This window comes from Sphingopyxis sp. P8 (genome assembly GCF_020622175.1).
Classification (GTDB): Bacteria; Pseudomonadota; Alphaproteobacteria; order Sphingomonadales; family Sphingomonadaceae; genus Sphingopyxis; species Sphingopyxis jiangsuensis.
The window spans coordinates 1-24,154 of record NZ_JACNMK010000002.1 but is presented as its reverse complement, the minus strand read 5'-3'; the positions used below and the strand labels follow the sequence as shown (position 1 = coordinate 24,154).

19 protein-coding genes are annotated in these 24,154 nt (G+C 65.4%); 9 read left to right on the top strand and 10 right to left on the bottom strand.

The window, feature by feature from the left end; all coding sequences use genetic code 11:
• Nucleotides 1–144: 144 nt before the first annotated feature.
• A complete protein-coding gene (locus H7692_RS08520) occupies nt 145–834 on the bottom strand; it encodes an OmpA family protein (RefSeq protein ID WP_314817358.1) in 690 nt (229 codons plus the stop codon).
• Between the two features lie 216 nt (nt 835–1,050).
• Between H7692_RS08520 and H7692_RS08515 the strand changes: the two genes are divergently transcribed.
• Nucleotides 1,051–2,373, top strand: a complete 1,323-nt coding sequence (locus tag H7692_RS08515) for a hemolysin family protein (protein WP_222136451.1) — start codon at nt 1,051–1,053, stop codon at nt 2,371–2,373.
• 238 nt (nt 2,374–2,611) lie between these two features.
• On the opposite strand, the gene H7692_RS08510 is transcribed toward H7692_RS08515, so the two are convergent.
• On the bottom strand, nt 2,612–3,016 hold the full coding sequence (locus tag H7692_RS08510) for a bactofilin family protein (protein ID WP_201928686.1): 405 nt from the start codon (nt 3,014–3,016) through the stop codon (nt 2,612–2,614).
• A 1-nt stretch (nt 3,017) separates the two neighbouring features.
• A complete protein-coding gene (locus H7692_RS08505; RefSeq protein ID WP_227340056.1) occupies nt 3,018–4,082 on the bottom strand; it encodes a M23 family metallopeptidase in 1,065 nt (354 codons plus the stop codon).
• Nucleotides 4,083–4,459: 377 nt separating this feature from the next.
• Between H7692_RS08505 and H7692_RS08500 the strand changes: the two genes are divergently transcribed.
• Entirely contained in the window at nt 4,460–5,845 is a 1,386-nt protein-coding gene (locus H7692_RS08500; protein WP_201928772.1) for a methyltransferase family protein, read from the top strand.
• Nucleotides 5,846–5,887: 42 nt separating this feature from the next.
• On the opposite strand, the gene H7692_RS08495 is transcribed toward H7692_RS08500, so the two are convergent.
• From H7692_RS08495 to H7692_RS08485, 3 genes are all read right to left on the bottom strand, one after another.
• Nucleotides 5,888–8,218 (bottom strand): TonB-dependent receptor, encoded by a 2,331-nt coding sequence (locus H7692_RS08495; RefSeq protein WP_227340055.1) that lies wholly within the window; start codon nt 8,216–8,218, stop codon nt 5,888–5,890.
• 158 nt (nt 8,219–8,376) lie between these two features.
• The gene (locus tag H7692_RS08490) at nt 8,377–9,750 is read right to left on the bottom strand and encodes a glutamate--cysteine ligase (protein WP_222136447.1); all 1,374 of its coding nucleotides are present in this window, start codon (nt 9,748–9,750) and stop codon (nt 8,377–8,379) included.
• A 249-nt stretch (nt 9,751–9,999) separates the two neighbouring features.
• The gene (locus H7692_RS08485) at nt 10,000–10,761 is read right to left on the bottom strand and encodes a 16S rRNA (uracil(1498)-N(3))-methyltransferase (RefSeq protein ID WP_222136445.1); all 762 of its coding nucleotides are present in this window, start codon (nt 10,759–10,761) and stop codon (nt 10,000–10,002) included.
• A 275-nt stretch (nt 10,762–11,036) separates the two neighbouring features.
• Here H7692_RS08485 and H7692_RS08480 point away from each other — a divergent pair, with 275 nt between their 5' ends.
• The 4 genes from H7692_RS08480 to ubiA all read left to right on the top strand — a co-directional run bounded on the left by H7692_RS08480 (nt 11,037) and on the right by ubiA (nt 15,141).
• Nucleotides 11,037–12,902: a VWA domain-containing protein gene (locus H7692_RS08480; protein ID WP_261312258.1), complete on the top strand. Its 1,866-nt coding sequence runs from the start codon at nt 11,037–11,039 to the stop codon at nt 12,900–12,902.
• Nucleotides 12,899–13,495, top strand: coding sequence for a TadE/TadG family type IV pilus assembly protein (locus tag H7692_RS08475; RefSeq protein WP_222136441.1), 597 nt, complete (start codon nt 12,899–12,901; stop codon nt 13,493–13,495). The genes H7692_RS08480 and H7692_RS08475 overlap by 4 nt, the downstream gene beginning before the upstream one ends.
• Nucleotides 13,492–14,169: a TadE/TadG family type IV pilus assembly protein gene (locus H7692_RS08470; RefSeq protein ID WP_227340054.1), complete on the top strand. Its 678-nt coding sequence runs from the start codon at nt 13,492–13,494 to the stop codon at nt 14,167–14,169. Before H7692_RS08475 ends, H7692_RS08470 begins: the two co-directional genes overlap by 4 nt.
• A gap of 63 nt (nt 14,170–14,232) precedes the next feature.
• On the top strand, nt 14,233–15,141 hold the full coding sequence (ubiA, locus tag H7692_RS08465) for a 4-hydroxybenzoate octaprenyltransferase (protein WP_201928692.1): 909 nt from the start codon (nt 14,233–14,235) through the stop codon (nt 15,139–15,141).
• 3 nt (nt 15,142–15,144) lie between these two features.
• On the opposite strand, the gene smc is transcribed toward ubiA, so the two are convergent.
• The 4 genes from smc to H7692_RS08445 all read right to left on the bottom strand — a co-directional run bounded on the left by smc (nt 15,145) and on the right by H7692_RS08445 (nt 20,819).
• Nucleotides 15,145–18,588, bottom strand: coding sequence for a chromosome segregation protein SMC (gene smc, locus H7692_RS08460; RefSeq protein ID WP_222136439.1), 3,444 nt, complete (start codon nt 18,586–18,588; stop codon nt 15,145–15,147).
• Between the two features lie 135 nt (nt 18,589–18,723).
• Nucleotides 18,724–19,470: a thioredoxin domain-containing protein gene (locus tag H7692_RS08455; protein ID WP_222136436.1), complete on the bottom strand. Its 747-nt coding sequence runs from the start codon at nt 19,468–19,470 to the stop codon at nt 18,724–18,726.
• Between the two features lie 38 nt (nt 19,471–19,508).
• The gene (locus H7692_RS08450; RefSeq protein ID WP_201928695.1) at nt 19,509–20,225 is read right to left on the bottom strand and encodes a DsbA family protein; all 717 of its coding nucleotides are present in this window, start codon (nt 20,223–20,225) and stop codon (nt 19,509–19,511) included.
• A 15-nt stretch (nt 20,226–20,240) separates the two neighbouring features.
• Nucleotides 20,241–20,819: a DUF721 domain-containing protein gene (locus tag H7692_RS08445; RefSeq protein ID WP_390881122.1), complete on the bottom strand. Its 579-nt coding sequence runs from the start codon at nt 20,817–20,819 to the stop codon at nt 20,241–20,243.
• Nucleotides 20,820–20,833: 14 nt separating this feature from the next.
• Between H7692_RS08445 and H7692_RS08440 the strand changes: the two genes are divergently transcribed.
• From H7692_RS08440 to nudC, 3 genes are read left to right on the top strand one after another with little or no spacing between them, the layout of a single operon-like run.
• Nucleotides 20,834–21,874: an A/G-specific adenine glycosylase gene (locus tag H7692_RS08440; RefSeq protein WP_201928696.1), complete on the top strand. Its 1,041-nt coding sequence runs from the start codon at nt 20,834–20,836 to the stop codon at nt 21,872–21,874.
• Entirely contained in the window at nt 21,871–23,154 is a 1,284-nt protein-coding gene (locus tag H7692_RS08435; protein ID WP_201928697.1) for a serine hydrolase domain-containing protein, read from the top strand. Before H7692_RS08440 ends, H7692_RS08435 begins: the two co-directional genes overlap by 4 nt.
• Nucleotides 23,154–24,023: an NAD(+) diphosphatase gene (nudC, locus tag H7692_RS08430; RefSeq protein WP_201928698.1), complete on the top strand. Its 870-nt coding sequence runs from the start codon at nt 23,154–23,156 to the stop codon at nt 24,021–24,023. Before H7692_RS08435 ends, nudC begins: the two co-directional genes overlap by 1 nt.
• Nucleotides 24,024–24,154 lie beyond the last annotated feature (131 nt).

The window sequence follows — 24,154 nt, the reverse complement described above, 5'->3', positions numbered from 1 at the left end:
ATCAAGCCCCTCCCCTCGGGGGAGGGGTTGGGGGTCGGGGCCATCGGCCTTATGCAAGGCCGATGGCCCCCACCCGCTGCGACGAGGCAGCCAGCTGCCAGGTCTCACCACCCTCCCCCTGAAGGGGAGGGATTTGCTTTTTGATTATCGGGCGGCGTTGACGTCGTTCTGCGTCACCGGCGCGATGCGGATTTCGACGCGGCGGTTGCACTGATAATCGGCCTCGGTCCGCTCGGGCGTGCATTTGAGCTGGGTTTCGCCATAGCCGATCGTCGCCATGCGCGCGCGCTGGATGCCGCGGCCCGCCAGATAGTCGGCGACCGATGCCGCGCGGCGTTCGGACAATCCCTGGTTATAGGCGTCGCTGCCGGTCGAATCGGTGTGGCCATAGACGTCGATATAGGTGCTGGGGAATTCGGCGAGGGTCGAGGCAACATTGTCGAGCGCGCCGCGGAACTGGCCCTTCACGACCGCGCTGTTGTAATCGAAGGTGACGTCGCCCGGCATGTTCAGGACAAGCTCGTCGCCCTGACGATCGACGTCGATGCCGGTGCCTGCCGTGCGTTCGCGCAGCTTCTTTTCCTGCTGGTCCATATAATAGCCGACGCCCGCACCCGCGACTGCGCCGATGCCCGCGCCGACGATCTTTTCGGTCCGGTCGCTGCGCCCGCCGATCAGGTCGCCGAGCAGATAGCCGCCCAGTGCGCCGCCGATACCGCCGATCGCGGTGTTGGAAATGCGCTTTTGCCCGGTTTCGGGATCGGTGACGCAACCGGCGAGCGTCAGGCCGCTGGCTGCGGCAATCATCGTGAGCTTGATCATACTGCTTTTCATCTTGTCGCTCCCTTTTCTGACGGCGGGATCGGTCCTGCACCCGCGTCATGACAATCCGATAACATACTGCGCGGGCAACTGGTTCCAAAACAAGGCTGAACCTTGGCTGACGGGCGCTGTCGATTGGTGGTTTTGCATCGCGGTCGACTTCGCCTATAGGAGCGCGATGACCGAAGCTGACAGGGGCCGGGCGCCGAAACGCCGACGGGCCGCCCGATGACCCCTTTTCCCTGGTCCGACGTCGCGATCATCGCGGTGCTGATCCTCCTCAACGGCCTGTTCGCCATGTCCGAACTCGCGATCGTGTCGGCGCGCGGGCCGCGGCTGCAGGCGGCGGAAAAACGCGGCAGCAGCGGTGCGCGGATCGCGCGTGAGCTTGGGGCGGATCCGGGACGCTTCCTCTCGACGGTGCAGGTCGGGATTACCTTGATCGGCATTCTCGCGGGCGCCTATTCGGGCGCGAGCCTGGGTGGGCCGGTTGGCGAGCGGCTGGAACGCTGGTTCGGGCTCGATCCCGACACTGCGCTGACCGCAGGGTTTGCCACCGTCATCGTCATCACCACCTATTTCTCGCTGATCGCGGGCGAGCTGGTTCCCAAGCAGTTCGCGCTGCGCGCGCCCGAACGTATCGCGATTGTCATGGCGCTCCCGATGCAATGGCTGTCGCGCATCGCGGCGCCGCTCGTCTGGCTGCTCGACAACAGTTCGGCGCTCGTCTTTCGGCTGCTGCGCCTCAACCGCGAATCGGAAGATCGCGTGACCGCCGAAGAGCTTCACCTGATCGTCGCCGAAGCGTCGAAATCGGGGGTGATCGAGGAAAGCGAGCGCGCGATCATTTCGGGCGTCGTGCGCCTCGCCGACCGCCCGGTGCGCGAGGTGATGACGCCGCGCACCGAAGTCGACTGGATCGATGTCGGTGCCGACGCCGACGCGGTGCGCGCCAAATTGCTCGCCAGCCCGCACACGCGGCTTCCGGTCGCGCGCGGCTCGGTCGACGATATTGTCGGTGTCGTACAGGCGCGCGACATTGCGACTGCGCTGTTCCGCAGCGAATCGATCGACCTGGACCGGCTGACCCGCCCCGCAAAGATCATCCACGACCAGGTCGACGCGATGGACGCGCTCGAAAATCTGCGCGCCGCCGATGTGCCGATGCTGCTCGTCCACGACGAATATGGCCATTTCGAAGGCATTGTGACCCCCGCCGACCTGTTGTCGGCGATCGCGGGCGAGTTTGCGTCGGATCAGGACATCGGCAGCGAACCATTTGTGGTCGAGCGCGACGATGGCAGCCTGCTCATCGCGGGGTCGATGCCCGCCGACCAGATGGCCGACCGGCTGGGGATCGAACTCGACGATGACCGCGACTATGCGACCGCCGCAGGCCACGCGCTCGCGATCCTCAAGCATTTGCCCAAGGAAGGCGAAAGCTTCGTCGACCGCGGCTGGAAGTTCGAGATCGTCGATATGGACGGGCGCAAGATCGACAAGCTGCTCGTCACGGAGATCGGCAAGCCCGCCGTCGACGAAGCCGAATAGGCGCTTGCTCTAAACCGACAGAATATGCGGACGTGCGGCGTCGGATTGGTTCCCTGTCGCCTTGAGCCGCGCGGGCGGCACCGCCTGTCCCACCGAGCCCATCGCCTCGTCGCGCAGATAAAGCGCTCCTGCATTCCCGCCAAAGCGGGAAGCCGCGGCGGGGTCAACTCAAGCTCGCTCCGGGCCCCCCGCTTTCGCGGGGATGACCGATGGAGCGAATTGCCGGCTTACAGCGCCCTCAAGCCCCGAGCGTCGCCGACTTGTTCTCCACAACCTCAAGCGGTGGCGGCGATTTGGCGAAGCCCGCGGCGCCGGCGCGGCGGTGGCTGAGCTTGCCGTCGACCTTGCCGCCATTTTCGATGGTGATATTCTCGTACGTCACGTCGCCGGTGATGCGCGCGGTGGCATGGACGATCAGCGTCTTCGCTTCGATCGACCCGTCGATCAGTCCGGCGACCTTCGCGGTGTCGGCGACGACCGCGCCCTTGATCTCGCTCGATTCGCCCTGCACCAGATTGGCGCACTTAAGGTCGCCTTCGATCTTGCCGTCGACGTGCAGGTCGACGCTCGCGGCGACATTGCCGGTAACGACGACGTCCGACCCCAGAATCGAAAATGTCGTGTGACGCGCGCCGGTCGCCATCTTAGCGGGCACCGCGGTGGGCTGCGAGGGCGCCGACACGTTGTCGGGCGTCGTTTTTGACTTCGAGAACATCGGCTTTGGCCTCCAGAAAGCGGCGCGGATTGACCGCGACGCCGTTAAGACGGACTTCGAAATGCAAGTGGCTGCCGGTCGAACGGCCGGTCGAGCCCATTTTGGCGATCTGCTGGCCCGCGGTGACCTGCGTCCCGACCTTGGTCGTGAAACCCGACAAGTGGGCGTAGCGGGTCATCATGCCCTGGCCGTGATCGACCTCGATCACATTGCCATAGCCGGCCTTGCGGCCGACGAAGCTGACGCGGCCGGGGGCGGCGGCGAGGATCGGCGTGCCGACGGGGCCGCGGAAATCGAGTCCGGCGTGCATCGCGCTCGCGCCGGTGAAGGGGTCACGGCGATGTCCGAAGCCCGACGACATCATCAGCACATTTGCCGGATTGCCCGACGGGGCGGCGACGAGCGTGCGTTCAAGCACTTCCATGCGAAACAGCGCGCCTTCGAGCGCGGCAAATGCCGGGCCGAGCGCCTTTCCGCGCGCGTCGCGGTCGCGCACCGGAATGAACGGACCACCGCGACCGCTCGCGGCGTTGCGAACAAGCGTCTTGGGGTCGAGGCCGAGCGCCGCGACGGCGGTTTCGGCCTTGGCCGCGCGCTCGTTTACCGCCGCGAGCAAACGCGCCGACAGCGCTTCCTGCCGCGCCGCGATGCGCGCGAGAATCTGGGCTTCGGGGGGCAGGCGCGGATCGATCGCGCTCGTTTCGACCGCGGGTTGCGCGGCATCGGCTTGCGGAGCCGCCTCGCCAGCCTCGCCCGGCACGGCGTCGGCGCCGAAATAACTGCGTTGCCAATCCTCGAGCTGCGCCTGGCGCTCGTCAAGGTCGGCGGCAATTTCGCCCACCCGGTCGCGATATTGGGCGATGCGTGCTTCCGAGGCGGCGGCAGCGGCCTGCTGCGCCGCAACCTCTGCACGCTCGTTCGCGGTGAGCAGCTGGTTGATGAACACGGCAGCGGTAATGCCGGCCCATGCCACCAGCACAAGGCCGCCGATCAACGCGACGCGTTTCTGCCAAAGCGCACTGACACGCAGAAAACGAACGTGCCCCCGCGTACGAACAAATATTTCATGGTCCTGAAATAGCGCGGAAAAGCGCTGGCGCCACTGGCGCAGACCCGTCGATTTCGAAGACAAGCTACGACCCCGTCTTATTTTTTGATGGAGCCCTCCGCCCCGACAGGACAGCGACCTAACAGCCCAAATCGCGGCAGGCGAATCTTTGACCCCCGACTCGCGGCGAATCGAAACCGTGATGGGGTGAACGGTGTCAAACCGGAAAAAATACTGACATTCGAAGTGACAATAGCCGCGAATCGCCGAACATCATTGACGGCTTGCTTACCATTTTTGGCTAGGTCGGCGCGGTGAACCAGATCACCACTCTTGCCCCTTCGGCCGACGCCGATTCGGCCGAACTGCCCGCGCGCCGTCCGCAGTCGGCGGTGAGCGCCGGAGTCGGTTTTGCGGGGCTTGCCGGTCTGTTCACCTATTTGTTGCTTGCCCGCTATGCGCCTCAGGTTGCCGCAGTGTTCGGCGTCGACTGGGCAGACCGCGGCCCGCTCAGCGGTCCCGCGTCGGCGCTTGCGAGCGTGCTGGCTTGCGGTATCCCGATGGTGCTGTGGTCGGTTTTCGTCGACAAGGTGCACCGCAACCCGTCGACCGGAATCGACTGGTCGCGGCGACGACCGTGGCGCGAAACGCTCGACATCAGTCTCACGAAATTGGCCGGACTCTGGGCGACTTGGGGGCTCATCGCGCTCATCTATGCGACGATGCGCTATTATTGGACGGGCAATTACGCCTTTGCGATGGACCTTCTGACGTACGCCGCTCCGTGGCTGCTGCTCGTTTCGGTGCCCTATATGCTGTGGCTCGACCGCCGCGCGATCGAGCCGCGCGACGGCTGCTACGCCTTTGGGCGCTGGCTGATCGCGCCTGGACAGCCGGTCGATACTCGCGCGATCGGCCACCATCTGCGTGCATGGGCGGTGAAGGGCTTTTTCACGGCCTTCATGTTGTCGATCGTGCCCGGCAATTTTTCGGCGCTGGTCACGGTGCCTATGACCGAGGTGCTCGCCAACCCCTATCTGACGGGGATCTGGACGATCAACCTCCTCTATCTCGTCGACGTCCACATCGCGACGGTCGGCTATATCTTGACGCTGAAGCCGCTCGATTCGCACATCCGCACCGCCAATCCCTATGGCATGGCGTGGGTCGCGGCGCTCGTCTGCTATCCGCCCTTCATCCTGATGAACGGTGGGCCGCTTGACTATCAGGTAAGCGGTGCCGATTGGGGGCATTGGCTGGCGGGGCACGAGACGCTGCTCATGGTGTGGGCGGTCGTCCTCGCCGCGCTGACCGCAGTCTATAGCTGGGCGACGATGGCCTTCGGCATCCGCTTTTCGAACCTCACGCATCGCGGGATCATCACGCACGGGCCTTATGCCCTCACGCGCCACCCTGCCTATGTGTCCAAGAATCTGACCTGGTGGATCGGGTCGCTGCCCTTTCTCGTCACCGCGGGCGGCTGGGTCGAGGCGGCGCGCAACGTGATCCTGCTCGGCTGCGTCTCGGGCGTCTATTATTGGCGCGCAAAGACAGAGGAGAAGCATCTCCTCGCCGATCCCGCCTATGTCGCCTATTGGAACTGGGCGCAGAAGCACGCGCCGCTGCCGCGCCTCGTCGCGCGGCTGTCGGGCCGTTCACGCCCGCTGGTAACGCTGAAACCCGATCCTCGCGTCGGACCGGTCGCCTGATGCAGGCGGGCGCCCGCGAGCGCCCGCCCGACAATCAGATCATCAGAATTTGAAGCCCGCCTCGACGCCCCAGATACGGGGCTCGTTGACGAAGCCGGTCAGGTTGTTGAAGTCGATCGCCCCGACCGCAGACTTATCGTTCGTCAGGTTGCGGACAAAGGCCGCAACGTCGAAGCTGTCGGTCTTGTACCCGACGCGTACGCCGCCCTCGAGCTGGTGGCCGTCCTGAAACTCGACCGATTCGTAGAGGAAGAAGTTGATCTTCGAACGATAGGACCAGTCGGTGAAGACATAGAGCTCGCCGTCGCCCATCGGCACGCCATATTTGGCGGTCCAGTTCGCGATCCAGCGCGGCGCCTGCGGCAGGCTGTTGCCGTCGATGTTGACGATCGCAGGCGCGAAAGGCGCGGCGGGCGTGACGATCGGGTCGAGGATCGTGCACAGCGACACATTGGGGAAGGTGTCGACGCGCGTCGCACCACATGCGGCGGTGGTCAGGTTCGGATCGCGAATCTCGGTATGGTTGTAGCTGAGCCCCGCCGTCAGCAGCATGCCGTCTACGGGAGCAAGTTCGAGGTCGGCCTCGATGCCATAGCCGCGGACATTCTTCGCGTTGATCAGGCGGTTCGCATTGACCCCGCCGCCGACTGCGGTGAGCTGCGCATCGTTGAGGTCATAGAGAAAGCCCGACAGGTTGAAGCGCGCGCGGCCGTCGAGCAGCGTCGACTTGAGCCCGGCTTCATAGGAGGTGATCGTTTCCGAATCGCCGATCGTCACGCCCGATTCGAGCGGCGTAGCGGTCGCGGGCGGGAAGAGGATGCGACCCTGGATGCTCGGCGCGCGATAGCCGCGCGCGACGCGCGCATAAAGGTTGATGTCGTCGGTCGCTGCATAGGTAACATTCGCGTCCCACGTCACATTGTTGTCGCTGACGCGGCGGTTCACCGTCCCGAGCGGATTCTGCAGGAAGACCGGGAATTGCGAATCGTGGCTGCGCACGACCTCGTACCGCCGCTTGTCGTCATTGTAGCGGATGCCGCCGGTGATGCTGAGCTGATCGGTCGCCTGCCAAGTCAGCGAGCCGAACAGGCCATAGGCCTTGCTGCGCTGCATCTGGCTGACGACAATGTTGACGCCGCCGGGCGCATTGAGCGGATCGCCGAGCGTCGAATAATTTTCACTGACGATGTCGAGGTCTTCGTCGAAATAGAAGAAGCCGGCCTGATAGCTCACCGGCGTGTTGCCGTTGCTCGCGATCCGGATCTCCTGCGTGAATTGCGACAGGTGCGGAACGCTGTCGCGCGTCTCGGCAGTGAAGGGGATTTCGCCGGGACCATAGAGGTTCGGTGGCAGGAAGTTGGCGCCAAAGCCGCCGTCGACGTCGCCGACTGAGGTGGCGTGGCCCTTCCACAGGCTGGAGACCGAGATCAGCGAAACGGGGCCGAGATCCCATGTGATGCGTGCCGAGGCGTTGCCGGTGCGCACGCGCTGTTCGTTCTGGCCGTCGGTTGATACGCGGAAGCGATCGAAATTTTCGTTGAGCCCCTTTTCGCCCCGCGTGAAGACATTGGCGCGGAACACGCGCGCAGTGCCGTTGAGGCGGCGAAGCTGGCCCGTCAGCAAGATGTCGAGATTGTCGGTCGGCTTGACGAGCCCCTGAAAACGGAGCGCAAATTCGTCGAAGCCCTCAAGCGCGTTTTCCTGGGTGCCACCGGGGAGCACATTGTCGACATAATCGTCCTGACGCTGATAGAGCGCCGACAGGCGGACATCGACCTTGTCGCCGAGCGGGCCGCTGACCGCGCCCTGCGCGTTGACCGCGTTGAATCGACCATAGGAGACGCGGCCGTAGCCGCTGAGATAGTCGGTCGGCTTGGCCGAGTCGAACTTCACGATCCCTGCCGGCGTGTTGCGGCCGAAGAGGGTGCCCTGCGGCCCGCGCAGCACTTCGACGCGGTCGACGTCGAACACCGGAAAGCCTTTCAGGATCGGGTTTTCGAGGACAACATCGTCATAGACGAGGCTGACTGGCTGCGATGCGTTGAAGTCGAAATCGGTGTTGCCGAGCCCGCGGATGTAAAAGCGCGGGAAAGTGCGGCCAAACGAGGATTCGACGACGAGGCTGGGGACGCGGGCCGAAAGCGCGCGCACATCCTGTCCGCCGGCCCCGATCGCGTCGAGCTTGTCGCCCGACACGGTCGTGATCGAAATCGGCACGTCCTGCAGATTTTCCTCACGGCGCTGCGCGGTGACGATGATCTCGCCAAGCCCGCCCTGATCAACGGCAGGTGCGTCCTGCGCGACGGCAGGGGCTACCCAGCCGGCAGAGGCGAGGGCGACGGATATAGCGATAGCGGAAGGAAAGTGGCGCATGGCAAGCTTCCTGACAAAGATGGGACGGTGGGAGAGGTAAAAAAACGCGCAATGCGTGGCCGCCGAAACGGGCAGCGTCAACCGCTCGCGCGTTCCCGGTCGACATTCATGTCAACAGTGTTGCGAAATTGCTGCACTTTGGCGAATGGTTACGCCCGTCAGAAGCTGAGCTCGTCGTAGATGCGCGATAGATCGCCCGCCCATTCGCCGTCGAAGCGATCGAGCAGGTCGTGCGCGGGCGAATTGCCCGTCTTGGCAATCCGGCGAAGCGGCTCGAGGAAGCCGACCTCATTATCGCCCATCGAGTTGACCTCGCCGCGCGCGGCAAGGCCGGCGGCGGCGATGTCGAGTACGCGGTGGGCGAGATCGCCCAGCGTTCCGCCACCCGGCGCGGGGGCGCATAGTCCCTCGCGCGGGACCGCGTCGCGCAGTGCCTGCTGTTCCTCGATGCTCCACCCCTTGACCAGATCCCACGCGGCATCGAGTGCGCCCTGATCGTAGAGCAAGCCCACCCACAGCGCGGGAAGCGCGCAAATGCGGTTCCACGGTCCCCCATCGGCGCCGCGCATTTCGAGGAAGCTTTTGAGCCGCACCTCGGGGAACGCCGTCGACAGATGATCGGTCCAGTCGGATTGTCGCGGCAGCTCGCCGGGCAGCGCGGGAAGCTCGCCCTTCAGGAAATCGCGAAAACTTTGCCCCGCAGCATCGATATATTTGCCGTCGCGGAAGACGAAATACATCGGCACGTCGAGCATATAGTCGACATAGCGGTCATAGCCGAAGCCTTCCTCGAACACGAAGGGGAGCATCCCGGTGCGGGCAGGGTCGGTGTCGGTCCAGATGTGGCTGCGATACGACATGAATCCGTTGGGTTTGCCCTCGGTGAAGGGCGAGGAGGCAAAGAGCGCGGTCGCGAGCGGCTGCAGGGCCAGGCTGACGCGAAATTTCTGCGCCATGTCCGCCTCGCTTGCATAGTCGAGGTTGGTCTGGATAGTGCAGGTGCGCAGCATCATGTCGAGTCCAAGACTGCCGACGCGCGGCATATGGGCGAGCATGATCTTGTAGCGCCCCTTGGGCATGATCGGCAGGTCGGCGCGCGCCTTGTCGGGCCACATGCCGAGCCCGAGGAAGCCGAGGCCAAGCTCGGCGCCAACTTCTTTCACCTGCTTCAGATGGCGACCGGTTTCGGCGCAGGTCTGGTGGAGATTTTCGAGCGGTGCCCCCGACAGTTCGAGCTGGCCCGCCGGTTCGAGGCTGACCGTGCCGTCGCTGCCCGACAGTGCGATGACCTTGCCGCCCTCGACTACCGGCTCCCAGCCGAAGCGGGTAAGCGCCATCAACAGATCGTGGATGCCGCCGGGCTCGTCATAGCCGGGCGCGCGGTGATCGCTGACCCGATAGACGAATTTTTCATGCTCGGTGCCGATGCGCCATTGTTCGCGGGGCTTTTCGCCCTTTGCCATGGGGGCCGCGAGCTGGTCGCGATTCTCGATGATAGGATCGTTGCTGTCCGAAACGGTGCGCGTGCTCATTTCGCGCATTTAGACGGTTCGGTATAAAATTCAATCGGGGCCGTTGGTGATCGGTTGACGGTGACGGTGAAGGCGATCGCCATCGCGGGTGTCGGGGCCAGCGGCGCGGTGGCTGCGAAAAGGGTGTCGCCTGCAAAGGCCCCGCCCCAGGGGGGGACTTTTGCCGGCACCGCTCGCCCCCGCGCAACCGACATCGCCCTAGCCCGACCTATCATGAGCGCGCTTTCGCGCGAACATGCCTGTTTCATGCTAACGAAGCGGCTCGGGGGCTCCGTTCCAGTCGCCGTACTGTGCCATCCACAGGCTTATCGCCGCAATCGCAGCGGTTTCGGCGCGCAGGGTCCGCGGGCCCAGCGACAATCGGCGGGTGGCGGCAGTCGACAGCAGGGCGTCGCGCTCGCGGTCGGTGAAGCCACCCTCCGGCCCGGTCAGAATCGCGGCGGGGGCTGGTGCGTCGAGGTCGGCGATCGCGACCCCGCCTGCCTCGTCGGCGAAAAGCAGTGCGCGATCGGCAGGCCAGTGCTTCAGGAGCGCGGGAAGCTTTACCGGATCGGCAAGTTCGGGAAGGGCTGTGCGGCCGCATTGTTCGCAGGCCTCGACAATCTGCGCCGCGATCCGTTCGCGCTTGACCCGCTCGACGATCGTGCGTTCGGTAACCACGGGTTGCAGGCGTGCGACGCCGAGCTCGGTTGCCTTTTCGATAATCCAGTCGAGCCGCGCCTTCTTGACCGGGGCGAAGCAGAGCCACAGGTCAGGGACGGCTTCGATTGCGCGCACCTGCCGTTCGATCCGGATAGTAAGCGCGCGTTTTGCGGCTTCGGCGACAGTACCGAGCCATTCGCCGCTGCGATTGTCGAACAGCAATATGGGATCGCCCGGCTTCATCCGCATGACGTTCAGCAGATAATGGGCCGCGGCCCCTTCGACGACCGGCGTGGCCATAGGCGCCAACGGCGAATCCATGAACAGGCGGGGTGTGCTGGCGGGCGGCCATGCGGGAGTGGCGGGCATGGAGGTCCGATAGCAGCTTGCGCTATTTTGTGCATCAACCGCTATGGACTGATCGGCCTTGTCCCAAATCGAAGCAGAATCGCGGATTTGCGCGGTTCTCGCGCTCGCCGATTAGCATTTTGGTAAGCAGTTTCTCCCTACGTGCCGGATACCAGTCACGCATCTAGTGGGGCGCGCGTCTGGCCCAAGAGGGGTGTTAGACCATGCGAGGGACCTGGATCAGCCGCTTGCGGCAAGGGACAGCGAAACTGGTTCGCGATTCGGGCGGCAACGCCATGATGCTGACTGCGGCGGCTATCGTACCTGTGGTCGGCATCGTCGGATCGGGCATCGACATCGGCCGCGCCTATATGGCGCAATTGCGCCTGCAACAGGCTTGCGACGCGGGTGTGCTCGCGGGTCGCCGCTACATGGGCGCATCGACCTATACCGAAGACGCCAAGGCCGAAGCGGCCAAGATGTTCGACTTCAACTATCCCGCGAGCGTCTATGGCAGCGAGGGCGTGACCTTTGAATCGCAGCCGCAAGGAACCTCCGACGTCGTCGGAACGGCGACCGCCCGTCTTCCGACGTCGATGATGCATGTATTTGGTTTCGAAAATTTCGACCTGACGGCCAATTGCGCCGCCAAGCTCGAAATCTCGAATGCCGACGTCATGCTCGTGCTCGACGTGACGGGGTCGATGGACACGGTCAATTCGGGCGACTCGGTTTCGCGGCTCGAGGCGCTGAAAGAAGCGTCGATCGACTTTTTTGACACGCTGACCACGGCTGAGCTCGGTGACGGCCGCCTGCGATTCGGCGTTGTTCCCTACAGCGCTACGGTCAACGTCGGATCGGTCCTTTACTCGGCTGACCCCAGCTGGTTGTCGGACAAGGTTACAATTCCGTCGCGCGTCCCCACATTCACTCCCGGCTATAATGGCGGGACGACCACCTATGGCTCCCCTGCAAATGGCCCCGTAAGCGCGATTACCGGATGGTCGAACGAGGGCGGGAAAAGCTATGCGAACAACAGCGCAGCCTGTTCCGCGCTCACGCCTCCACCCGACGATCCGGCCTCACCTTCGGGGTCCGCGACGTCGACGCAGACCGGACAATATATCGACGGCGAGCAGAATCGCATTACGAACTTCGACGAAAACCAAGCCTATCGGTACAAACAATATCGGTACAATTGGGCAAGCAACAAATGCCAGTTGCAGTCGCGGACGATGGAGTATGTGCGCTCAACGCCGGGAACGCTCAAAGAGCCGCCCGTGATGGTGTTCTCATACTTCACCTACCAGAACCGGGTCGATGTCGATGTTTCTGCGGTCAAGTCCGGAGGAGCGCTGACGCTCGACACGGGGACCAAGGGCGTTGATGTTACAGCCAATTGGGACGGCTGCGTGATGGAGCGGCAAACGACAGCCTTCAATTCTTCGACAACGGCGCCGAGCAGCGCCTATGACATGGATATCGACATGGTCCCGACGTCAGACGACGCGACCAAATGGAAGCTGTTTCTGCCCGATTTTGCCTACAGCCGAAGTTCATCGGCGACGACGACATCGAGCAGCACGAGCCATGTCGACAGTTTCGAGGACAAGGCGGTCAAGGGTGACCTTGGGGCCTGCCCCGTGCCGGTCATGAAGCTCACGCCGCTCAAAGCGGCCGACCGGTCAGTGTTCGTCGACTATATCGGGCAGTTGAAGGCGCACGGCTATACCTATCATGATTCGGGGATGGTCTGGGGTGCACGGATGATCTCGCCGACAGGGCTTTTCGCCAGCGAAAACGCCACGGCGCCCAACAACCGTCCTATCGCGCGCCACATTCTCTATATGACCGACGGCGACATGAATACGCCGCGGTCCAACTATTCGCATCAGGGGCTCGAACAGGTCATCGCGCGCATCGGCGCCACAAGCGACAGCGATGCCGTCAATCGCCACAACAACCGCTTCAGCCAGCTTTGCGAGCGCGCAAAGGCAAAGAATATCACTGTCTGGGTCGTCAGCTTCGGGACCTCGTTGACCACAAGGCTCCAAAATTGCGCGACCCCGGGCAAGGCATATCAGGCCAATAATGCCCAACAGCTCAACGATAACTTCCAGGCAATTGCGCGCGAAATTTCCAAGTTGAGGCTGTCGCAATGACCCGGCGCCTGTCTTTCATCCGCCGCCTTCGCCGCAACAAGCGCGGGACCGCGTTGATCGAGTTCGCCCTGACGGCACCGGTGTTCCTGCTGCTCCTGATGGGCGTCTTCGACTATTGCTGGCAGCTCTATGCCAAGCAGGTGCTCCAGGGGGCTGTCAGTCAGGCAGCACGCCTGTCGACGCTCGAAAGCTATGCCGACGACCAGACGGCGCTCGACGCGCGCGTCGAGGCGCGGGTGCTCGAGGTTTTCGGTCACGCCGACGTCGAATTTGAACGCCTTGCCTATGAAAGTTTCAGCGATGTCGGCAAGCCTGAGCCGCTGAGCGACAATAATGGCAATGGCGTCTGGGATCCGGGCGAATGCTTCGAGGATCTGAACAGCTCCGGCAGCTGGGAAGCCGACCGCGGTGCCAGCGGCAACGGTGGCGCCGACGACGTCGTGCTCTATCGCGTGTCGATGACCTTCGACCGGGTATTGCCGGTGTGGAACATGCTTGGCCAGCCGCAGGAGATGACGCTGACGTCGTCGACCGTCCTTCGCAACCAGCCTTATGCCGCCGACTCGTCGACAAGCGAGGTCATATGCAAATGATGAAACTTTCGTCTCGCCGCTGCCGCATCGCGGCGGCTCGCGCCATGCGCCGCGTGCGGCTGCTTCGCGACCGGCGCGCGACCGTCATGATCGAAATGGCATTCTGCATCCCGCTGCTCGTCCTTCTGGGGATCGGTGGGATGGAAATGGCGTGGCTCACGCTTTCGCATACGCGGATCAGCCAGATCGGCCTGAGCGCGGCCGACAACGCATCGCGTATCGCCGTCGGCAGCAACCTGTCGTTGCCGCGCGTCCGCGAAGTCGACGTGAATGAAGTTTTCACGGGTGCCGAACAGCAAGGCAGCGGTCTCGATCTTGGTGCGCGCGGGCGCATCATCCTGTCGAGCCTCGAACGCAACAGCGACGGTGGCCAGTGGATCCACTGGCAGCGTTGCTACGGCAATCTGGGCGTCGAGTCCTCATTTGGCAAGGAGGGCGACGGAGAGACCGGAACCGATTTTCCCGGAATGGGTCCGCCTTCCCGCGAAGTGACCGCGCCATTGGGATCGGCCGTGATGTTCGTCGAAATCGTCTATCAGTACAAGCCGCTTGCCTATGGAAGCTGGATGGGGCCGCGGACAATCCGGTCGACCGCTGCGTTCAATATTCGCGAAGGGCGCGACTTGTCGCAGATATATCCGTCCAACGGCGTGACGCCGTCGACCTGCGACTGATCGAACCGATCGGCGAATCGACCATTTATTGCAGGCACGGCTGCTGCTATCGCCCGCAGGCCGATGACTGCAGCCCATCCTCCCGACAGCCAGCTCAAGGGACTTGTCGCGCTCCTTCCCGCCGCGCTTCGTCCCTATGCGCTGCTCGCGCGGTTCGACCGTCCGATCGGCTGGTGGCTGCTTTTCTGGCCCTGCGCCTTCGGGATCGCGCTTGCGGGCGGTGCACGTCCGTATTGGCCGCTACTCCTGTGGATGCTCGTCGGCGCAATCGCAATGCGCGGCGCGGGGTGCGTCTATAATGATATCGTCGATCGCAATCTTGATGCGAAAGTCGCGCGAACGGCGTCGCGGCCGGTCGCGAGCGGCGCCGTGTCGGTGCGCGCTGCCGCCATCTGGACGGCGATATTGGCACTCGTCGGACTCGTCGTGCTTCTGCAGCTCCCGCTCAAGGCGCAGATCGTCGCCCTCGCGAGCCTGATTCTCGTCGCCGCCTATCCGTTCATGAAGCGGATCACCTGGTGGCCGCAGGCGTGGCTCGGGCTTGTGTTCAGCTGGGGCGCGCTCGTCGGCTGGGTCGCGGTCGGCGGCGCGCAGGGGCTTGCGCTGCCGTTGCTCTATGCGGGCTGCATCGCCTGGGTGATCGGATATGATACCATCTATGCGCTGCAGGATATCGAGGACGACATGCTCGTCGGCGTCAAATCGAGCGCGCGCGCGCTTGGCGGACGGGTCCGCGGCGGCGTCGCGCTGTGCTATGCGACGGCGATAGGTTGCTGGGCGGGGGCGCTGTGGTCGGTCCGGCCCGACCCGCTCGTCTTCGTCGCGCTCGTCCCCGCGACACTCCATTTTGCGGGGCAGGTGGTGACGCTCGACCCGAAAAGCGGGGAGGACGCGCTCGCCAAGTTCCGCAGCAACCGCTTTGCGGGGTTGCTCGTCTTCGCGGCGATGCTCGTGGTTGGCAGCGCGCCCTGAGGCCTATTCGGCGGCGAGCAATTCCTCGGCGCTGCCCAGATCGACCGAGACGAGACGGCTGACGCCGCGCTCGATCATCGTTACCCCGAACAGACGGTGCATCCGCGCCATCGTCACCGCATTGTGCGTCACGATCAGATAGCGCGTTTTCGTTTCGCGCGTCATCCGGTCGAGCAGATCGCAGAAACGCTCGATATTCGCGTCGTCGAGCGGTGCGTCGACCTCGTCGAGGACGCAGATCGGGGCGGGGTTGGTGAGGAACAGGCCGAATATCAGCGCGACCGCAGTCAGCGCCTGTTCGCCGCCCGACAGCAAGGTGAGCGTGCCGAGCCGCTTGCCCGGCGGCTGCGCCATGATTTCGAGGCCCGCCTCGAGCGGGTCGTCCGAATCGACAAGCTCGAGATGTGCCTGGCCGCCGTTGAACAAGGTTGTGAACAGGCGCTGGAAATGTCCGTTCACCGCTTCGAAGGCGGCGAGCAGGCGGACGCGGCCCTCGCGGTTGAGGTTGCCGATCGATCCGCGCAGCCGATTGACCGCCTGTTGCAGCTCCTCGATCTCGGCGGCGCTCTTTTCGCGCTCGGTATCGAGCTCGGCAAGCTCGTCGGCGGCAACCAGATTGACCGGACCCAACCGCTCGCGGTCTGCAATCAGCCGATCGTGCGCGGCCGATTCGGCGGCGGCATCGCCGACGGACGCGCTGTCGAACCCTGCTTTTTGCGGAAGCAGGGGCGGCGGGCATTCGAAGCGCTCGCCCGACAGGCGCCCCATTTCGATCCGCCGCATCTCGGCATTTTCGGAGCGCGCGACGGCGCCCGCGCGCGCCTCGCGCGCGGTGGCGACGCGCTCGCGGATCGCCGACAGCGCTGTTTCGGCCTCGCGCAGCGCGGCTTCGGCGGTGCGCTCCTGCGCCTCGACCTCGGCAAGCTGCTCGCGCAGCGTCGCCTGCCGGGCTTCGGCTTCAGCGCGTTGCTGTGCGAGCTGGCCGGGGATATCGGCAAGCTTCGCAGCCTCCGCGCCCAGTGCGTCGGCGCGTTTGTCCATGTCGGTGACACGCCGCGCCGCCTCGCCCGCCCGCGCCTTCCAGCTCTTGATCTCGGCGGCGACGACAGCTTGCCGCTCGCTCAGTGTGCTGACCGTGCGTTCATGCGCTGCGAGCGCATCGCGTGCGTTCGCCGCGTCGGCGCGCGCGCGGTCGGCGGCGCGCTCCTCTGCGTCGAGCGCGGCGCGCGCGAGGCTGTCGTCGGGGAGCGCGGCAAGCGCTGCCTCTTGCGTGGCGAGCGCTGCCTTCGCCTCGTCCAGCGCCGCCGATAGTTCGCCAATCCGCCGGTCGAACAGCGCCGCCGCATCGCGGTGACGGTCGAGCGCGGCTTGCGCCTGATCGGCAGCGCGCAGCGCGGCGCGGCGTTCCTCGTCGGCCTGCGCGAGCCGCTTGCGCGCGGCTGCCACGGCCTCGACCAGCCCGGCGAGGCGCACCGCAGTCCGGTCGCGGCGGTCGCGCAGTTCCTGCACTCCCAGCTCGACCTGCGGGCGCTGTGCGGCGAGCGCGTCGAGGCGGTTCTGGCGCATCAGCCGCTCGCTCGCGGTCGCGCCATCGCCGCGCGAGACGAAGCCGTCCCAGCGCCGCATCATGCCGTCGGCCGTGACAAGCCGCTGCCCCACAGCAAGCGGTTGGCCACTGTCTTTATCGGCCACCGCAACCTGTGCGAGGCGGCGCGCAAGCGTCGGCGGTGCGGTGACGTGCGCGGCGAGTGCCTCGGTCCCGGCGGGGAGCGCAGGTTCGCCATCGGCGCGCTCAGCGCCGAGCCAACTGCGCGCCGCATCGCGTTCGGTTCCCGCATCGAGATCGTCGCCCAGCGCCGCCGCGAGCGCGGTCTCGTAACCGGGCGCGACGCGGATCTGGTCGAGGATACGGTTCGCGTCGCTGCGCGCCGCCGCGAGTGCGCGCTCAAGCGTCGCCGCTTCGCCGTCGAGCGAGGCGAGCGCCGCGCGCGCTTCGGCGAGCGCGGCTTCGATTTCGCCGGCGTCGGCCGCACAGGCCGTGCGGTCGGCCTCAGCCTCGTCGAGCGCGCGCTCGGCGTCTGCGATCGCCTGTTCCGATGCGGCGGCGGCGGTCCGGCTCTCGTCGAGCCGCGCTGCGAGCGCATCGCTGTCGCCAAGCACCGCGACCTCGGCGTCGACGCGGCGCTTGTCCTCTTCGAGCCGTCGTAGCGCTGTGGCTGCGCTGTCGCGCGCCGACACGGCGATGCGGCGGTCGGCGGCTTCGCTCGCCGCCTTGGCGCGCGCCTGCGCGAGCGCGACCTCGGCATCGCGTAGCCGCGCCTGCGCGGCTTGGTCGGCTTCGACCAGCGCCGCCTTGCCCGTCGTTTGGTTCGCAACTTCCTTTGCGAGCGTGCGCCCCTCGGCATCGAGCGCGGTCAGTGCGGCGTGCGCCTCGCGCGCAAGGCCCCCCTCGCGCTCGCGGTCGGCGGCAAGCCGCTCTTGTTGCGCAGCGAGATCGTCGAGCCGCTGCCGCGCGGCGCGCTCTTCGCCCTGGAGTCGTGCCTGCGCCGCGCTCGCTTCGGCAAGCGCATCGCGCTGCGCCTGTGCCTCGCGGCGTGCCTCGGCGACGCGTGTGGCAACAGCGGTTTGCGCGGCGGTAATGGTTTCGAGCTCGGCCTGCGCAGCCTTGACGGCCGCTTCCGCCGCATCGGCATCGCGCCGCGCCTGGTCTGCCGCGGCGGCGGCATCGCGCCAGCGCGCATAGATCAACCGCCCTTCGGCGACGCGAATTTCGTCCGACAGCCGCTTATAGCGTTCGGCGGCGCGCGCCTGGCGGCGCAGCGCGTTGGCGCGCACCTCCATGTCGGCGACGATTTCGGACAGGCGGTTCAAATTGGTTTCGGTCGCGCGCAGCTTTTGCTCGGCGTCCTTACGGCGGACGTGAAGTCCGGCGATCCCCGCTGCCTCCTCCAGCATCGCGCGGCGGTCGGCGGGTTTGGCGGCGATGACGTTCGCGATCTTGCCCTGGCTGACGAGTGCGGGGCTGTGCGCGCCGGTCGCGGCGTCGGCAAAGATCAGCGCGACATCCTTGGCGCGGACGTCGCGGCCATTGGCGCGATAGGCGCTGCCCGCGCCGCGTTCGATGCGGCGGATGATTTCCAGCTCATGCCCGTCGCTCGCATCGGCAAGCCCTGCGACGACCGCGCCTTCGGTGTCGCAATGAATCGCGACTTCGGCAAAATCGCGCGCGGGCCGCGTCGAGGTGCCCGCGAAGATGACATCTTCCATCCCGCCGCCGCGCATCGATTTGGGCGACGATTCGCCCATCACCCAGCGGATCGCTTCGAGCAGGTTCGACTTGCCGCAGCCGTTCGGCCCGACGACGCCGGTCAGTCCGGGCTCGATGCGCAGTTCGGTGGGTTCGACGAAACTTTTGAAACCGGTGAGGCGCAGCCGCTTTATCTGCACGAAGCCACCTCGTGCCGATTACCGAATCGCAGGCCGTGCAACCTTTGCGTCACAAATCCCCCTTGGCTCCGTCATGCCGCGCGGGCTGGGGAGTCGCAAGGGGGGTTGAACGGCCGGATTGGCGGTAATTTCTGATCAGCGCGCGCCCATCGTGCGCAGCCGGTCGCGCATCGGGCCCCACGTCGTGATGCCTTCGGCGACCTGCCCGTTGATGATGAAGGTCGGCGTTCCGGTGATATTATATTTTTTCTGGCCGTCGTTCGTGCCCTTTTCGATCGCGGTCACATTTTCGACGTTGGCGAGACACTGCTTCACCGTGTCCGCGGGAACGCCGCGCGCCTGATAGAATTGGTCGATCTTCCATGCTGCTGCCATTGCGTTGAACCGCTCCGCGGGGGGCAACCCCATCGCGCTCTCGATCTGCTGCGCCGGCGCGGCCTGTGCGCCGGCGATGAAATTCTCATGTTCGAGGAAGGTCGCATCGGCGAGCGGGAAATAGCGCTCGGGTCCCGCGCATTTGACGATCGCGCCCGCGACCGCGTCGATCGGATGGAGCATGAAAGGCGTCAGCTTGAACGACACGCGGCCGGTGTCGATGAAATCGCGCTTCAATTCCTCGTGCGATTCCTGGGCGAAACTGGCGCAGTGGCCGCAGGTGAAGGCGCCATATTCCTGAATCTTGATCGGCGCTTCGGGGTTGCCCATGACAGCGCTGCCATCAGCGTCGAAGCTCACGACCTCGGACCAGCTCTTGCCCTCGGGCGCTGCGATCTTGGCGATGACGTCCTGCTCCTTGGCGGGATCGGTCTTGCTGTCGCCGCAACCGGCGAGGGCGAGGGCACCGAGCGAGGACAGCAGGGCGATGCGCAGCGAAGGGGTCATGGTCGGTATTTCTCCGGAAGTTGTCTTTGATTGAGCTTTTAGGAGCCATTGAGCGCGGCGTCGAGCCGCGTTTTGAGGCTTGGCCAGTCGACCACCCCCGCTTCGCGCCCGTTAATGAAAAAGGTAGGCGTTCCGTGGACATGGTCGGCGTTTCGGCCGACATTGGTCATTCCGGCGAGTTCGGCCTGCGCCACTTCACTGTCGAGGCAGGCGTCGATTTGCGCGGGGCTCAATCCGCGCGCCGCGATCAGCGCGCGCAGACCGGTGTCGGCCGATATCTTGCGCGCTCGCGCGCTGACGCTGCCTTGATACCAGCTCTGTACCTGCGCATCAGTCGCCTTCTGGACTTTTGCGAGCCAATCGGGTTGCGCGGCGAGGATGGCGCGGTGATTGCCGGCAAACGCCTTCGGGCCGCCGCACCGCCCGAGCAGCGCGGCAGTCATGTCGACCGGGTCGCGCACAAAGTTGCGATACTCGACCGCAACGAGTCCGGGGTCGACATATTGTGCCTTGAGCGGCGCGCCTCCGGCGCGTTCGAATTCGCCGCAGGTGCCGCATGTATAGCTTAGATATTCGACCAGCCGTACCTTCGCGGCGGGGTTTCCGACGATATGCGCGCCGATCGGGCTCACCGATACGGTCGCCGACCAGTTTAGCGGCTTGGCAGGGGTGACGGCGGTGAGGAGGGCGAGAGCGCCGCCGGAAAAAAGCGCGAGTGCCGCGCGACGCGCAATACGGTGCGTTCTGGCGGTCATCGATTCACTAACCTTTCAACCAATTTTGGGCAGTTTGGGTGTCGACGCCAGACCTGCGGCCATGCGCTCGAGCACAGTGCGCAGTTCGGGATCGCCGATGTCGCGCAGGCTGTCGCCGAGTTCGGCGGGGACCGGTTTGAGAATGGCAGGCTCGCGCACAGGCGCCGCGGGGGCGACCTCGCCATGCGTCATCCGCACCTGCGCAATCGCGGCATAGCCGAAGAAGCGGTTGACCACGGCGATGATGTCGGGCGCGACATGCTGGAGCATCGGAGCGTGCGCGCCGCTGATCGTCAGGTGCAGCGTGCCGCCCGCCTTTTGCCCGGCGGGAAAGCGGATCATCGCGGGCTGGGTGACGTCGGCCAGCCGGTCGCCGACGATTTCGCGCCAGCGGCTGACGACCGAGCTCTGGATGAAACCGAATTTGCGAAAAGCAGTGCGGCCGATTTCGGGGACGAGGTCCGAAATCGCGCGCGCGGCGCCGCCGCGCGGACGCTCATAGGCACGCGCGGCGGGCTTTCCGGCCTTCGTCGTTCCCTTGGCCTTTCCGACCGTTTTGTCCTTGCCCGCGTCTTTCGCCATGGCTGCCGCCATGCCATAGGCGGGGGGTGAGCGTCCAGCCATCCACAACAACTACCGCCGCTACGGGTGATTTCGCGAACCGCCTGCTCGACTGGTACGACCGCGAGGCGCGCACGCTGCCGTGGCGCGTCCCGCCGGGGAGCCGCGCCGTGCCCGACCCCTATCGCGTGTGGCTTGCCGAAATCATGCTGCAACAGACGACCGTTGCCGCCGTCACCGGATATTTTACGGGTTTCACCGCGCTCTGGCCGACGCTCGCCGACCTTGCCGCGGCGGATGATGCCGACGTCATGGCAGCGTGGGCGGGGCTCGGCTATTATGCCCGCGCGCGCAACTTGCTCGCCTGCGCGCGCGCTGTCGTCGCCGATCACGGCGGGCACTTTCCCGATGACGAGGCCGGGCTGCGCGCGCTGCCGGGAATTGGCGATTATACCGCTGCCGCTGTCGCTGCTATCGCCTTCGGTCGCCCTGCCGTGGTCGTCGATGCCAACATTGAGCGGGTAGTCGCGCGCCACCGGCGCATCGAGGTGCCGCTTCCGGCAGCGAAGCGCGCAATCCGCGCGGCGCTCGCTCCGTTTGTTCCTGCGGCGCGGCCGGGCGATTTCGCTCAGGCGCTGATGGATCTCGGTGCCCGCATTTGCACGCCGCGGGCACCCGATTGCGCGCATTGCCCGATTGCCGACGATTGCCGGGTGCGAGGAACCAGCGATGCGGTACGCCTGCCGGTCAAGCCTCCCAGAAAAGCCAAGCCGCACCGTCATGGTGTCGCTCACTGGATACGGTCGGACGATAACGTCTGGCTCGAGCGTCGTGCCCCGCGCGCAATGCTCGGCGGGATGCGCGCCTTGCCGGGGAGCGAATGGACCGACGCCCCGCCGCGCGAGTCGGCTATTGCCGAAGTGCGCCACAGCTTCACCCATTTCGACCTGACGCTGAAACTTGTCGCGCGCGAAAGCCCCGATGCCGCAGCGGAAGGCGAATGGTGGCCGATTGCGGAGCTTGACGCGGCAGGACTGCCGACGCTCTATCGCAAGCTGGTCGACCGAATGCGGGAGAGTGATGGATGAACATGATGGTTTCGCGCCGCGCGCTGTTGGGAGGATTGGTGTTCGGCGGCGGCGCGGCGATGCTTCCGGGCGTTGCGCTTGCCTGGCGTTCCGATGCGGCTGCCTATCCCGCGACGCACACTTTCATCAATGGGTTCGTCGCCCGGCGCGAGCTTGCCGGGACGCTCGCCGCTATCGGCAAGGGGCAGGAGGCCGCGACCTTCTTTGGCGCGGGGACGCAGGCGATGGACTCGGCCACGCCGGTAGGCCCGGATACGGTGTGGCGCCTCTATTCGATGACCAAGCCCATCACCGGAATCGCCGCAATGCTGCTGGTCGACGAAGGCAAGTTGCGGCTCGACCAGCCGATCGCCGATCTTTTGCCCGCGTTCGCCAACATGAAGGTGCAGAATACGCCCGACGGATCGCTTGCCGATCTCCGGCCGGCGAAGACGCTGATCACGGTGCGCCACCTCCTCACCCACACGGCGGGGCTGGGCTATAATATCATCCAGAAGGGACCGCTGCGCGACGCCTATAACAAGGCGGGGCTAGTCGGGGGGCAGGTGAGTCGGCTCCCGATTCCGGGCTTTCCGCCGATAACGCCCGCGCCGAGCCTGACGGCCTTTGCCGACCGGCTCGCGACCCTGCCGCTTGTCTATGAGCCTGGAACCCGTTGGAGCTATTCGATCGGGCTCGACCTGATGGGACGGGTCATCGAGGTTGCATCGGGTCAGCCGTTCGATGCCTTTCTGAAGCAACGGATATTCGATCCGCTCGGCATGAAAAGCACGGGATTTCGCGTCGCCGAAGCGGATGTCGGCCGGTTGACGACCAACTATGCGCCGCTCGGCGGTGTGCTGCTGCCGATCGATCCGGCCCGAAGCTCGATCTACCTCGACCCGCCGCCGATGCCCTATGGCGGGGGCGGACTGGTGTCGAGCGCGCGCGATTACGACCGATTCCTCGCGATGCTCCTTGGCGAAGGCGCGACCGGCGGCGTACGCATCATGTCACCCGAAACCGCCCGGCTCGCGATGTCGAACCTGCTCCCCGAAGGCGCCGACACAAGGGGCAGCTTTGTCGCCGGCGAAGGCTTTGGCGCGGGTGGGCGTGTTTCGCTCGCCAGCTCGCCGACGGGTGAAGGCATTTTCGGATGGGGCGGCGCTGCCGGAACGATCGGCTTCGTCGATCGCAAGCGCGGTTATCGCGCGGGCGGCTATGCCCAATATATGCCTGCCGAGGCGCTGCCGTTCCAGAGCGGCTTCGGTCCGGCCTTTTTCAAGGATGTGATGGCCTGATGTTGCGGCCGCTCGGCTTTACGGGGAACCGGCTCGACCGCGCCGACCAGGTGCGCGTCGATCCCGACGCGTTTTCCGCAGCGGTCGCGCACCCGCGCGCGCTATGCCTGCGGCTCGACGGTATCGACTTTGCGGCTGGCGAGGGCGGCGGGCTGGTTTGGGAGCCGCTCGATTCCGCGGACGGGCATGCCCTGATGCTGCTCGGGATCGACGAAGACGGCACGCCGCGTTTCGTGCGCGAAGCGCCTTCCGGTACCCGGATCGATGCGCGGTCGCGCACCGTGATGCGGCTCATCCCGCTGCTCTCGGGCGAAGAACTGGCGCTTTACGGCGGCGCGCGCAGCCTTGTCGACTGGCATGCGCGGCACCGTTTCTGCGCCGTTTGTGGCGCCCCCTCGACACTGTTTCGCGGCGGCTGGGGGCGGCGGTGCGACGCGTGCGGCGCCGAACATTTCCCGCGCGTCGATCCGGTGGTGATTATGCTCGCCGAGCATGACGGGCGCGTGCTCGTCGGGCGGCAACCCGGCTTTCCTCCCGGTTTCTTTTCTGCGCTCGCCGGATTTCTCGAGCCGGGCGAATCGATCGAGGAGGCGGTAGCGCGCGAGCTATGGGAAGAGGCGGGAATCCGCGTGCGCGACGTGACCTATGTCGCCAGCCAGCCCTGGCCCTTCCCCTCGTCGCTGATGATCGGCTGCCGTGCGACGGCAGAGGATGCCGCGCTGACGCTCGACACGACCGAGATTGAGGCGGCGATGTGGGTCGATCGCGCCGAGGTGCGCGCGGCCCTCGCGGGCGATATGGGTGCACCTTTCATGGTGCCGCCGCCATTGGCGATTGCGCGGCATCTGCTCGAACTTTGGGCGGAGTGAGCAGCTAGGGTCAGGACTTCTGTGGTTGCCGCCCGTGATGCAAGAGGGTTTCTGACCTTTTGAACTGGTGATCGAGTGCGGTCTTCTGTCAGGCCTAGATTGCGGCGCTTTCAGGGGCCGCTGGCCGGTAT